This is a genomic window from Alteromonas sp. W12, from assembly GCF_001924945.1.
Classification (GTDB): Bacteria; Pseudomonadota; Gammaproteobacteria; order Enterobacterales; family Alteromonadaceae; genus Alteromonas; species Alteromonas macleodii.
In genome coordinates this window covers 151300-164404 of record NZ_LQXH01000010.1, presented here as the reverse complement: position 1 = coordinate 164404, position 13105 = coordinate 151300, and the positions used below count along the sequence as shown (strand labels likewise).

The 13105-nt window shown below is 46.3% G+C and carries 9 protein-coding genes; 4 read left to right on the top strand and 5 right to left on the bottom strand.

Features of this window, described 5'->3' with window-relative positions; translation table 11 throughout:
- Positions 1–24: 24 nt before the first annotated feature.
- Together AWH61_RS16185 and AWH61_RS16180 are read right to left on the bottom strand one after the other, a co-directional pair.
- A complete protein-coding gene (locus tag AWH61_RS16185; protein ID WP_249922671.1) occupies positions 25–2871 on the bottom strand; it encodes an EAL domain-containing protein in 2847 nt (948 codons plus the stop codon).
- Between the two features lie 88 nt (positions 2872–2959).
- On the bottom strand, positions 2960–3277 hold the full coding sequence (locus AWH61_RS16180) for a hypothetical protein (RefSeq protein ID WP_014975341.1): 318 nt from the start codon (positions 3275–3277) through the stop codon (positions 2960–2962).
- A 105-nt stretch (positions 3278–3382) separates the two neighbouring features.
- Between AWH61_RS16180 and AWH61_RS16175 the strand changes: the two genes are divergently transcribed.
- Positions 3383–4051 (top strand): glutathione S-transferase, encoded by a 669-nt coding sequence (locus AWH61_RS16175; RefSeq protein ID WP_039236803.1) that lies wholly within the window; start codon positions 3383–3385, stop codon positions 4049–4051.
- An 85-nt stretch (positions 4052–4136) separates the two neighbouring features.
- On the opposite strand, the gene recQ is transcribed toward AWH61_RS16175, so the two are convergent.
- The gene (gene recQ / locus AWH61_RS16170) at positions 4137–5978 is read right to left on the bottom strand and encodes a DNA helicase RecQ (protein ID WP_075177637.1); all 1842 of its coding nucleotides are present in this window, start codon (positions 5976–5978) and stop codon (positions 4137–4139) included.
- Between the two features lie 213 nt (positions 5979–6191).
- Between recQ and AWH61_RS16165 the strand changes: the two genes are divergently transcribed.
- From AWH61_RS16165 to rarD, 3 genes are all read left to right on the top strand, one after another.
- Positions 6192–6704, top strand: a complete 513-nt coding sequence (locus AWH61_RS16165) for a thioesterase family protein (protein WP_075177636.1) — start codon at positions 6192–6194, stop codon at positions 6702–6704.
- 86 nt (positions 6705–6790) lie between these two features.
- Positions 6791–8128: a magnesium transporter gene (locus AWH61_RS16160; RefSeq protein WP_014977961.1), complete on the top strand. Its 1338-nt coding sequence runs from the start codon at positions 6791–6793 to the stop codon at positions 8126–8128.
- Between the two features lie 229 nt (positions 8129–8357).
- The gene (gene rarD / locus AWH61_RS16155; RefSeq protein ID WP_075177635.1) at positions 8358–9272 is read left to right on the top strand and encodes an EamA family transporter RarD; all 915 of its coding nucleotides are present in this window, start codon (positions 8358–8360) and stop codon (positions 9270–9272) included.
- Between the two features lie 66 nt (positions 9273–9338).
- On the opposite strand, the gene AWH61_RS16150 is transcribed toward rarD, so the two are convergent.
- Positions 9339–10616, bottom strand: a complete 1278-nt coding sequence (locus AWH61_RS16150; RefSeq protein WP_075177634.1) for a GGDEF domain-containing response regulator — start codon at positions 10614–10616, stop codon at positions 9339–9341.
- 42 nt (positions 10617–10658) lie between these two features.
- Complete coding sequence (uvrD, locus tag AWH61_RS16145) at positions 10659–12830, bottom strand: DNA helicase II (RefSeq protein ID WP_075177633.1); 2172 nt, start codon at positions 12828–12830, stop codon at positions 10659–10661.
- Positions 12831–13105: the final 275 nt, after the last annotated feature.

Here is a 13105-nt window from a genome sequence, read left to right as displayed (position 1 = left end):
TAAGACGTATATTAAGTGCAGTTATTAAAGTGGGGTAAACTCTCGCAGCGGGGCAGGCTTTGCAACGCTATAGCCTTGGGCAAAATCAACGCCCATTTTGCCAAGTTGTGCCATGGTGCCTTCATTTTCAACGAATTCCCCGACGGTTTGCATACCCATGGCTTTCGCTACATCATTGATTGACGCAACCATAGCCGTGTCTACACTGTCGTTCAGCATATCCTTGATAAACATACCGTCAATCTTTACCTGATTAACCGGCAAGCTTTTGAGATAACTGTACGAAGAGAAGCCGCTGCCGAAGTCGTCTAGGGCAAACGAACACCCAAGGCGATTAAAGGTACGCATAAAGGCAAGGGTGTCCTCCATTTTTATAATCGCTACCGACTCGATCACCTCGAAACAGATCTTGTTGTAAGGAATATTAAAGGTTTCGAAAGCGTTTAAAATGAATAACGTAAAATCTCTGTCTGCTAATGAATGGCAGTTGAGGTTTATACTGCATCGCCTTAACTCAGCGAGATGTTCAGGGTTTTCAGACAGCCATTTGAACGTATTTGTGACTACCCATTTGTCGACATTTACATTCATTTCAAAGCGCTCTGCCGTGGGTAAAAAATTAGCGGGCTCAACAATTTTTCCGTCTTTTTCCCTTAGGCGCAATAGCACTTCATAATAGTGACCATCACTGGCTTTGCTCAAAGGTCTTAATGACTGGTAATAAAGTTCAAAGCGCCCTTCTTCCAAGGCGTTGTTTATAGAAGAGACCCAGTCCAACTCACGCTGATAGCGCTGCATGCTCTCGTCATCTTTATTATATTTATGCACCTGATTTCTGCCTTGCTCTTTGGCAAAATAACAGGCGGCGTCAGCCATACTTAAATACTGCCCTGAGCTAACGTTACTATCGTCGCACACAACCATGCCAATACTTACGCCTAGGTTGAATATTCGGTTATCCCACATGAACCGATAGGCCTGTACTGCATTGAGAATTTTCACTGCATTGAGATATACCGCATCAACATCTAAATCTGAATAGATAACGCCAAACTCATCGCCCCCGAGTCTTGCTAGCTGCGCGTTGGGTAGCAGCGTATTTTCAATCAGGCGGGCGACGTCTTTTATGAGTACATCTCCCGCTTTGTGACCGCAGGTGTCGTTAACGACTTTAAATCGGTCTAAATCTAAAAAGAGTAGGCACACAGGTAACGCGCTGTGGTTATGTACTTTTTCCTTGAAGAAAGATTCAAATTGCCGTCTGTTGTATACGCCGGTTAGTGAGTCGTGAGTAGCCAAATACTGAAGGCTTAAATCGGATTGCTTTTTTTCCGTGATATCAATAATTGAGCCGTACAGGTAAGTTCCTTCATCGTTCTCGCGGATCTGGCAAGACAATGAAAACCAGAACTCAGTGCCGTCCCGACGTTTTCCCCGTATCTCTTTTCTGGTGACATGGCCTTGTTGTGATATCTCACCTAACAATACATGTCTGTCTTCTGGTGATGCGTAAAAGGCTTTTGTGCTTGCTCCCTCGCTAAGCATTTCTTCCTCATTCTCATACCCAAACACCGTGCACATCGCAGGGTTAACTGAAATTAGCTTACCGTCCCAGGTTGATGTGTAGTGTCCTTCAGCGGAGTTTCGGAACAAGTCATAAAAGTGATTTAAGCTAGAAATTGTTTCAGCTTGAGAGGAGAGCTTATGTTGATTGAGTACCTGCTCTTTTGTGATGACCGCAAATCCAAAACACAGGAAACCCAAGGTTAAGAAAAACAGCATTCCCATCGCGACATCGACAGTATAAATAAGGTCGCTGAAAAGGTTTTGGGTCACCAAGGCGTAAAACGCAAAGAAAGATAGCCAGGCCAGAATATAAGTGGTGCTGACAACACTACTGCCTTTGTCTTTAAAGATAAGAGCAAGGGTAACGTGATACAAACCCATCGCCGCTGTGAGTATAAGCAGCGTGATTGTGACCATATAAGCATTTACGGTAAAACAGTAAATGGTAGCAGCAATAGGTAGAGCATAATTTAGCAGTCTTAAAACAAAAGGCACACGAGAGAACAGGTGATGAGTCACTTTTCCAATACACAGTAGTAATACGCCGAAGCATAAGGCGTAAAAATGCTCGCTGGCGTTAGTCAGGCTAGGCCAAAACGCGAGGCCACCCTCTGTAATGAACAATAACGCAATAAGCACCAATGACGACATGGTTAGCCAGAAGCGGGTAGGGATACGCTGATATAAGTAGGAAAAAAGAAAATAGAAAGCAATGAGTGCCATCACACCCGACACAGCACCAAGCAAAGTCAGCATATTAGTGTCGTGTTGAGCAAGCAGGTCTCTCTCCCATAGTGACATTGGAAAGTACTTTAGCCCCTCGTCTTTCACTGCGATTAGTAACCGAGCGTCTTGGTATGGTTGAAGGGTGAAAGCAAGCCTGATATTTGGAAGCGGTTGTCTTAACGAATAGTCACCTTTACCGGCTTGATAACGGTACGATTTTATAATTCGCTGGCTGCTGTCTAGAAGATAAATCTGCAAATCATCAACGTTTAGACGGTCGATATTAAGCACTAAGGGAATGGCACTATAGCCAGAGTGGACAAGCTCTGTTGAATACCACACACGTTCTGTTGAAGAAGCCGTTGCTGTTGGTGTTTTTGTGGAGCTTCCCGTCAATACATCAAAATAGGTTGCGCTATTAGGTGCAATTGATACCCGTGCATAATGGTTGATGATTTCCCTTTCGAAAGACTCATCGATAACAAGCCGCGGGCTGGCAAAGGCGTTTATGCTTAGAACCACCCAACTAATGAGCAAAGCTGCAACGTACTTTGTTAGCTGGGAGATTGGCACTAGCATGATCCTTGAAGCGCTAATTATGTGTTTTCTATAGAATAATACTAGTCTGTCCTAAAAGCCAAACAGAAAGAAAAAGGCACGGTAATACTTACGTGTTTTGAAGATACTGGTAGATCGCATTCGGTGATTGTTGAGTGCCTACCGGTTCCAGCCATATCGCCTCGCAAAGCCACTCAATGCATAGTATGCATTGAAAATTTGTATTGCTGGATTGGGTGGTAACAAGCGCCTGAAAGCGATCGGCTCCCCAATCTGCGTCGGATAGTGAAAAGTGAAAAATTTCACAAAACTGCTCTGCCCACTGCTGAGTCTTAAGAGGCGTTAAAGGTAATGCAACGCGGATTTCTACGCTTTGTTCGTTAACCACGGCGTGCTGTTGAATGTCTTCTTTGGTGAGATTTTGCATAGAACTTATCAATTCGCCGGTTATTGTAAACCTGCTTGCTTTATAAAGTGTATATAGTACAACACAAAAACAATAGCGTTAATCTAAGCGTATTAAGGACGGGGTATGCTAACACTTCACCATTTAAATAACTCTCGCTCGCAGCGAATTTTGTGGCTTCTTGAAGAGCTAGGCGTAGAGTACAAAATAGAATTCTATCAACGAGACAGTAAAACAAACCTAGCGCCGGATTCATTGCGCACTGTTCATCCGCTGGGACGCTCTCCGGTGCTTACTACGCCGCACGGTGCTATTGCCGAGTCTGGTGCTATTGTGGAATACCTTGTTCGCCATCACGCTACAGACGCATTTTCTGTACCTCAAGACCCAGAGGCACTTCAACAATATTGGTTTTGGCTGCATTTCGCTGAAGGTTCGCTAATGCCGCCACTAGTGGCAAACTTAGTGCTGGAGAAAGCGCGTCAAAAAGGTTCGAAGCCTTTCTTTATTAAGCCAATTACTAACAAACTGATAGACGGTATTTTAAATGCCTATTATGGCCCTAATTTAGCGCAGAGCTTACGCTATGTGGAATCTTACTTATCGAAAAATACTTGGTTTGCGGGTGACGCACCCAGCGGCGCTGATGTTCAAATGATATTTCCGTTAGAGTCGTTGGTAGCCAGCGGGCGTGCGAAAGACTTTACTGCCATACAAGGTTACGTAAAACGGGTTCATGCCAGAGAAGCCTACAAAGCTGCGCTTGAGAAAGGGGGGGAATACGCTTACGCCTAGTGTGTTTATCTCTACTGCGTGCACTTTTACTTTGTGCAAACCCTGCGGCCAGCTGGAAAACAGAATCTAGTTGGCCTGCAAGCCCTCAGTGCTCTCGATTTATGTAATCATCAATAAGCTGGATAAAAGCCTCACCATAGCGTTCGAGTTTGGTTTGGCCTACGCCGCTTACATCAAGCAAGGTGTTGCGCGTAGTGGGGAGTTTACATGCCATATCCACTAAGGTAGCGTCACTAAATACCACATACGGCGGCACTTCATTTTCTTCGGCCAACACTTTGCGTAGGTGCTTAAGACGGGTGAACAACGTTCTATCGTAATTGGCCGGCGCTTGTTTTGCTTTTTTCTTGTCGGGCTTAAATTCAAGTCGCGGAACGGCAAGCTGAACCGCTACTTCACCTTTTAGCACAGGCCGAGCGGCCTCGGTTAAGCGCAATGCGGCATGGGCGGTAATATCAACGCGTATAAGGCCTTTATGAACAAGCTGGTTGATAATGTTGTGCCAGTAGCTATCCGATTTATCTTTACCTATGCCGTACGTGGAAAGCTGGTGGTGACCTGCTTCCTGAAGGCGCCTAAGCTGCTTGCCTCGCAAGACATCAATGACATACTGGCTAGAGGCTTGCTGTGAGAGCCGAAGTACACACGACAGTACTTTTTGTGCAATCACCAAACCGTCGATCATCTTAGGTGGGTCTAGGCAAATGTCGCAGTTGCCACAGGCGCTGTCACTGAACTGCGAAAAGTAGTTCAGGAGTACTTGTCTACGACAGGTTTGTGCTTCTGAAAAAGCTTCCATAGCCGCAAATTTTTGTAACTCTATTTGGTTGCGCTCGGCTATTTCCCCTTGCTCTATCCACTGTTTTACGCGGGCTGCGTCTTTTTCATCAAACAACAATAAAGCTTCTGACTCCAAGCCGTCTCGCCCCGCTCGGCCGGTCTCCTGATAATAGCTTTCAACACTGCGCGGAACATCGTGGTGAACCACATAACGCACGTTCGATTTGTTGATACCCATGCCAAAGGCAACGGTGGCCACCACAATATCAATTTTATCGTTAAGGAACTGGCGTTGTACCAGCTCTCGCTCGTCGTTGTCCATACCCGCGTGATAGGCCGCGCAGCGAAAACCTTGTCTGAATAATTTAGCGTGCAGGTCGTCGACTTTAGCGCGACTGTTACAGTAAATAATGCCGCTACCTTCTTGCTGTTTTACGTAAGCAACAACTTGATCAAAGGCTTTGTACTTGCTCATTACGCGGTAGCGAATATTGGGTCTGTCGAAGCTGCCTTTATAAACCAGCGGGTCGATAAGGTTTAGCTGCGTCAGTATGTCTGCTTGGGTCGCTGAATCTGCAGTCGCTGTGAGTCCAATAACAGGAATAGAGGGGAAGCGAGATTTTATTTGCCCCAGAGCGCGATAATCCTGCCTGAAATCGTGCCCCCAATGGGAAACGCAGTGCGCTTCATCAATGGCAAATAAGGCAATGTCGGCGTGCGCAAGCGACTGCTGAAAATAGTACTGCATTAAACGCTCAGGCGACACATAGAGCAAGTCGAGCTTTCCTGATTGCAGTGCGTCATTTATGCGTGCTTGTTCGTCTGCTTCTAGCGTTGAATTGAGATAGGCAGCTTTTACGCCCAGCGCTTTAAGCTGTTCTACTTGGTCCTGCATAAGCGATATAAGTGGTGACACAACAATAGCGGTGCCTTGGCGCACTAACGCAGGAATTTGATAGCACAGCGACTTGCCACCACCTGTTGGAAGCAAAACAAGTGCGTCTTTACCTTCACATACTTGGTGAATGACTTCGCCTTGACCGTCGCGAAAAGCATCGTAACCAAATACATCTTTTAAGACGGTTTCTGGTGCTTTTACACGTTGCGTTTCTGGCGCTAATTCTGATGGAGCTATTGCAGTTGTCATGGCGCTGGATTTTACGCGTTTTTGGCGACGTCTTCACGGGGCAATTTAAAAAACTAGACTAAAATTCAGCGATAGTCCTGATCAGAGGGGCAGCAGCTCTTATAATTTATTTTGATTCAACATCATTGGTTGGATGAATTTCCGTCAAACTTACGTTCGGTAGTAATGTTGCTTATAAGCACATTACAAATATCAATTCATCAAGGAAAGCGAGTGGATAATAAAACGACTAATAAAGACGAAGCTAAGGGCAGCGAAACACTAAACCATGAACTAATGATTAAACATGTAATTGCGCTTTTTCGTGATACTATGCCGTTTAACCAGTTGCTGGGCTTGGAATTTGTTACTGAAGGAGAGGGGCTGGATACACAGATCTCCCTGCACCTTGATTGGCAACCAACGCTGACCGGCAATCCAATGCAAAAAATCCTACACGGCGGTGTAACAGCGACTATGCTAGACACCATCGGTGGTTTAGTTTCAATTGTAGAAACCATCAAACAAACCGCACGTGAACACCTTGCGGACCTTCAAGTTAGATTGCCCACCATGGGTACGGTCGATATGCGCGTTGACTACTTAAGGCCGGGAAGAGGCGAGCGCTTTGTTGCGACAGCCACGATTATACGCAAGGGCAGTAAATTAGTGGTTTGTAGAATGGAATTGCACAACGAAAAAGGCGATCATATAGCCTTTGGTACGGGTACATATATGCTGGGATAGCAGTGTCTTAATAGGTTTGCATCATCCCACAATGCCTGTTGTTACGTTGTGTAAAGGAAGTGAGCGGTATTAACGGGAGGTGTAGCATGGCAGAGCCATTACCAGATTTAATTGAAGAGATTGTTACCGAAAGTATGGGTGACGATCCGGCGACCTTGTTAGCCACCCTTGCGGGGCAGGACGAGGTATACATCGCATCACTGTTAGAATCGTTGCCCGTAGAAAAACGTTTGGCGGTATGGGAAGGCATTCCTCGCGACCGTAAGCTCGACGTATTGGTTGAGATGCGTAGCGACCCCCGTGAAATTCTTATCGACAATACGCCGCACGACGAATGGGCGTCTATTTTTGCTGATATTGACGCAGAAGATTTACTGGAACTACTCGATTCATTGCCAAAACGCCTAGTCGACATGGCCTATGAATCACTAGATTCTAAAGAGCGTAAGTACTTCAGAGAAGCGACACAATTCCCCGATAACCAAATAGGGCACTGGGTTAACCACGAGCAGTTAGTGTTACCTTCGAACGCGAAAGTGCGCGAAGGGCTACGCTTATTAAGACGTGACATACCTCAGCATTGTGACAGCATTTTTTTGGTGAACCGCTCAGGTCAATTTTCCGCGCTGGTTAAAATTAGCCACCTCTTCAATGCGCAAGATCACGTGTCGCTATTCGACTTGTCGGAAGAAAGTGTGACGACCATTCAAGGGGCTGACGACACTATGAATGCGTCGCTACTTGTTCAACGTTCTGGGCTTGCGTCGCTGCCGGTAGTTGACGAAAACAACAAGCTTCTCGGCCGATTAGATGTGACCTCTGCAAGTGAGTTGGTTAACGAGTTTTACGAACGCCAAGTGATGGCTTCGGCCGGTATGGATGAGGACGAAGATTTATTCTCGCCTGTGGCGAAAAGTGCGAAAAATCGTGCCCTTTGGCTTGGCATTAACTTGCTTACCGCATTTTTAGCTTCGTGGTTTATTGGATTGTTCGAAGGCACCCTTCAACAAGTGGTTGCCCTTGCGGTACTGATGCCGGTAGTGGCAAGTATGGGAGGCATTGCAGGTAGTCAAACGCTAACCCTGATTGTACGCGGCTTGGCGTTGGGGCAGGTCACGCCTGCCAACTTACGGGCGCTGATGGTGAAAGAGCTTAAAGTAGGCGGCGTTAATGGCGTGATTTGGGCCTTGGTAATTGGCGTTGTTGCTTATTTCTGGTTTACCGATGCCATGTTAGGGTTGGTTATCTGTTTGGCCATACTGTTCAACATTGTAGCCGCCGCACTTGCAGGCGTGTTTGTACCTGTAATATTGGACAAGCTGAAAATAGACCCAGCACTGTCGGGGTCGGTCATTTTGACTACCGTAACCGACATTGTAGGCTTTGTAGCATTCTTAGGTTTGGGCACACTGTTTCTGCTGTAGCACCATTCCCGCGATAAACCTTGTCCTGTTTTTTCATGAGGAACGCATCTTAGGCCCCATTGAATGAGCACATTTAGTGGGGCTTTTTCATTTTTTGTTAATTGCGTTTCATTAATTATGCCGCTTGTTACACGTCCTTTGCCGCATTGGAAAGCGTTAAGGGTTGTGAATTCACCTAACCTGATAAACAATACGCGCCTTCTTCCCCCGAATTTCGTTGGAGTCAGTCTTGTCTAAGCAAGCCAGTGCCGCTCAAGTCGGCGTTATTTGTGCAATTGCCGCATATAGTATGTGGGGTGTTGCACCTGTTTATTTCAAACAGTTGATGGTATTGCCGGCTGCTGAAATCCTAATGCACAGGGTAATTTGGTCTGTGGTGCTGTTGGTTGGGCTTATTGCCGCGCTAAAGCAGTGGCCCAAAGTGGGCGCCGCCCTTCGCAATAAGCGCGTTATGCAGATTTTATTCGTTGCTGGCTTGTTACTCGGGGCGAATTGGCTCTTGTTTATTTGGGCAATTAATAACGACCATATTCTTGATGCAAGCCTTGGCTATTACATCAACCCTCTTATCAACGTATTTCTAGGACGACTTTTCTTAGGTGAAAGGTTGCGTAACTTACAGCGTGTAGCCGTTGGGCTTGCCGTTATTGGCGTGGCTATTCTTATTTTCTCTTACGGCCACGTGCCGTGGATTGCCCTGGTGCTTGCGGGAAGTTTTAGCGTGTATGGCTTATTGCGCAAGCAAGTGGCAGTAGACTCGCTACCCGGCCTATTCATTGAAACCTTAATGCTCTCGCCATTCGCTATTATTTACTGGATCTTCTTTGGCTCTGAGTTCAGTAACTTATTTAATAACGACGCCACGCTAAATACCCTTATTTTGGCGGCTGGCATTGTAACTACCGCGCCACTACTTTGTTTTACCGCTGCAGCAAGGCGCATTATGTATTCAACGCTGGGCTTTTTTCAGTACATTGGCCCTACGCTTATGTTCATTCTGGCGGTTTACCTTTACGGCGAACCGCTTGAAGAGTCGCGCTTGGTAACCTTCGGCTTTGTGTGGTTTGCGCTTATCTTGTTTAGTGCCGACTCGCTAGTTAATTACCGCAGTCAGCGTAAAGCGCGAAAGCTAGCGGTGGAGTAGGGGCTTTTGCGCACAAGTCTTTAATGAAACGTCGGACAGCTTAGCGGCGGTTGATTGAGTGAAAAGCTAAAGCAGTGAAGCTTGCTCTTGCTGAGGAACACCTGGTGGTTCGCACTTCACTTGGTTACGCCCACTATTTTTGGCGGCGTAAAGCTGCTTGTCGGCAAGGCTTAGTAGCTTATCTACGCGCTGAGTGTGGGCGCCACTTACCCCAATACTGCAGGTCACTTTAATGTCGCTTTTAGGCAGTTGAATAATTTCCGCTTCCACCACTTTTCTGAAGTCGTCTAAACGCTCACAGGCTTCTTTTAGTGGTGTTGACGGCATGTATATACAAAACTCTTCGCCACCAAAGCGGGAAATAATTTCGTCTGGAAAATAAAACTCAATAAGGGCCGCCATGGCTTTTAGCACAATGTCACCTGCGTCATGGCCATGGGTATCGTTTATCGATTTGAAAAAGTCTAGGTCAATAAGGGCGAGAGCGTGATCTTCAGACAGGTTTTGGTGTTGTACAGTAACCATGTAGAAGAAGTGGCGCCTGTTAGGCAAACCTGTTAAATAGTCGGTGTTGGCCACACGACGAATTTCTTCAACGCTCTCAATATATTCCACGTTCTGCATCACGCGACACAAGAATTCTTCATGACAGTAGGGCACTCGTAAGAAGTCATTTGCACCACTTTTAATAAAGTGCGCAGACATTAACATGCCTTTGCCTCCAGCAACGCCCATAATTGCCAACTGCTCTTTCGAAAAGGCTTTTCTTAAACTGGCGACAAAGTGCGTGCCTGTCATATCAGGCAACGTGTTGTCAGTGATAACAAGACGTACGTTTTTGTGTTCAGACAAGCATTGCATAGCGTCTGTAGCCGTTAGGCATTCAAACGCAATAAAATTGTGGCGCTGAAGTAATGAAACGGTTTTTGAGCGCAACACCCGATTAGTGCTTACGACGACGACGCCAGTAGACTTGTTTTTTTCTAATCTGCTAATAAGACGATTCAGGTAGTCGTAGTTCTGCGAATTTTCTTTGGGAATGTAATCGACAACGTCACGTTCTAGGACTTTATCGCGAATAGCGCTATCTAAACTTTCTGTTGTAGCAATGGTGGGAATGAAAGACTCAACCGTAAAGTCGATGGCTTCGCCTTTTGGTGCATCGGGAAGCGAGTATGCAACAATAGCACACAGAAAGGTTTCCGGCATATTTTGCGAAAACCGTGCTTTGCCTTCTGTCAGCGACGTTGCGCCAACGGGGGTAAGACCTGCCCGGCGTACTAATTTCGCTATAAGTTCAAGGTTGCCTTCACCATTTTCGATGATCAGCACGTGTTGCTGCATACATTTCAACTTAGGTTTAGGCTACCTTGCCTATTAATAATGTTACGCTTTCTCCAGCTTTGCGTAAGCAAGTACCAGCCATTTGCTGCCAAATTCGTCGAAGTTTACTTGAACTCGACCGTGCTCACCACTCCCTTCGTAGTTAAGTACGATCCCTTCGCCAAATTTACGGTGTACAACTCGCTCACCTAAACTAAAGCCCGTTTCTTCAAAACTGGCGTGCGACGTCGCTTGGCTAAAGCGGTTGTGCACGGGCCGCGAAATCGTCGATTTCAGCCTAACCTCTTCAACGCAGTCTGCTGGCATTTCGCGAATAAATCGAGAAGCAGTATGATACTTATCTTGGCCATAGAGTCGACGACTTTCTGCATAAGTAATATACAACTTTTGCATTGCTCTGGTCATACCAACATAGCAAAGTCTGCGTTCCTCTTCCATTCGACCTGGCTCGTCGTTGGTCATTTGGCTAGGGAACATGCCTTCTTCTACACCTGCTAGGAATACCAGCGGAAATTCAAGGCCTTTGGCGGTGTGTATGGTCATCATCTGCACGGCGTCCTGGTCTTTATCCGCCTGGGTTTCACCCGCTTCCAGCGACGCATGAGCTAGAAAGGCTGCCAGAGGCGACATTTCTTCGGCTTCTTCAGGCACGATAAAGGTTTTACATGCAGTAACCAATTCTTCTAAGTTTTCTAGACGTGCTTGAGCTTTTTCTCCGCGCTCTGCTTGGTACATAGCGTACAGACCAGACTGGCGAATAGCTTTATCGGCTTGTTGGTCAAGGGGCTCATCTAACGTGGATTGCTCTAGCTCAGTAATTAGCAATACAAAGCTTTGCATAGCGTTTAGCGCGCGGCCTTTGAAGCCACCTTCATTAATGAGCAACTGACACGCCTGCCACATTGAACAGTTGTGCATTCGCGCGGTGTCGCGCACTTGCGATAAGGTTTTCTCACCAATACCGCGACTTGGGGTGTTTACTACACGCTCGAAAGCTGCATCGTCGTGCGGGTGGCTTACCATGCGCATATAGCCAAGGGCGTCTTTAATTTCTTGGCGTTCGAAGAAGCGCAGACCGCCGTATATGCGATACGCCAGCCCTTCGTGTAGCAAGGCTTCTTCCAGTACTCGAGACTGGGCGTTGTTTCGATAAAGAATGGCGGTATCAGTAAGGGCGTTGCCTTGATTCAGCCAATCTTTGATTTTCGAAACAATAAAGCGCGCTTCATCTAGCTCGTTGAAACCCGCATATACAGAAATAAGCTCGCCTTGCGCGTCTTCCGTCCAAAGCTCTTTCCCTAAGCGGCCCGTATTGTTGTCGATAACCGTGTTCGCCGCTTTAAGAATGTTTCCTGTAGAGCGGTAATTCTGCTCAAGGCGAATAGTATTAGGCTCGTTGAAGTCTTTCAGGAAGTGCTGAATATTATCTACGTTTGCGCCGCGCCAGCCGTAAATAGACTGATCGTCGTCGCCAACAATCATAATGTTATTATTACCACCACTACACAGCATACGAAGCCATGCATATTGGATATTGTTGGTATCTTGGAATTCGTCTACCAACACTGCACGGAAACGACGTTGATAGTGGGCTAATACTTCTGGGTTTTTAGCCCATAATTCATGTGCGCGTAGCAACAGTTCAGCAAAATCTACCAAGCCTGAACGGTCACAAGCGTCTTGATATGCCGCATAGACTTCGCGCATGGTCTTTTGAATATGATCGCCGTGGGTTTCAATGTGCTGAGGGCGCAAGCCTTCGTCTTTGTTGCCATTTATGTACCACTGAATTTGACGAGGCGCCCAATGCTTTTCGTCCAGGTTCATGGCCTTCAGAATGCGGCGAATAAGTCGATATTGATCGTCCGAATCAATTATCTGAAAATTCTCAGGCAAGTTGGCTTCTGCATGGTGCGCACGTAGTAAGCGATGCGCAAGCCCGTGGAAGGTACCAATCCACATATTGTGCAGGCTGCGACCCATCAACGACTCTATTCGGCCGCGCATTTCTTTGGCTGCTTTATTGGTAAAGGTCACTGCCAAAATAGAAAAAGGGGCGATGTTTTCGACTTCCATTAACCACGCAATGCGATGCACTAATACGCGGGTTTTACCACTGCCCGCGCCAGCCAAAACTAGGGCGTTAGATAGTGGGGCTGCTACTGCTTCACGCTGTTTTTCGTTTAGCTCGTCTAGCAGTCGAGATACATCCATAGTGTGGTACCTGTTAGTTGATAGTGTTATACATTCAGCAACGCGCTATTATGCCACCTGCCTGTTAATTTATACAGTCCAGTTTTTCCCAGTGAAGATAAACTTCAACGGCATTATACGTTCGTGTGCAATCATGATTTTAAGTATTATTTAATGAAAGATACGAGCGCTCTGAACGTTCTATTAAGTTAATGGAAGCACTCAGTTAGACGCAGCGAGAGAGCAGAGTGCTTTAACGATGTATACATGTACGATACGGTTATTAGCTATAACGA

Excerpts from the sequence above, each read along its gene's own strand:
- uvrD (WP_075177633.1), bottom strand. The coding sequence starts at position 12,830 with ATGGATGTATCTCGACTGCTAGACGAGCTAAACGAAAAACAGCGTGAA.
- AWH61_RS16160 (WP_014977961.1), top strand. The coding sequence starts at position 6,791 with ATGGCAGAGCCATTACCAGATTTAATTGAAGAGATTGTTACCGAAAGT.
- AWH61_RS16175 (WP_039236803.1), top strand. The coding sequence starts at position 3,383 with ATGCTAACACTTCACCATTTAAATAACTCTCGCTCGCAGCGAATTTTG.
- AWH61_RS16180 (WP_014975341.1), bottom strand. The coding sequence starts at position 3,277 with ATGCAAAATCTCACCAAAGAAGACATTCAACAGCACGCCGTGGTTAAC.
- AWH61_RS16185 (WP_249922671.1), bottom strand. The coding sequence starts at position 2,871 with ATGCTAGTGCCAATCTCCCAGCTAACAAAGTACGTTGCAGCTTTGCTC.
- AWH61_RS16150 (WP_075177634.1), bottom strand. The coding sequence starts at position 10,616 with ATGCAGCAACACGTGCTGATCATCGAAAATGGTGAAGGCAACCTTGAA.
- recQ (WP_075177637.1), bottom strand. The coding sequence starts at position 5,978 with ATGACAACTGCAATAGCTCCATCAGAATTAGCGCCAGAAACGCAACGT.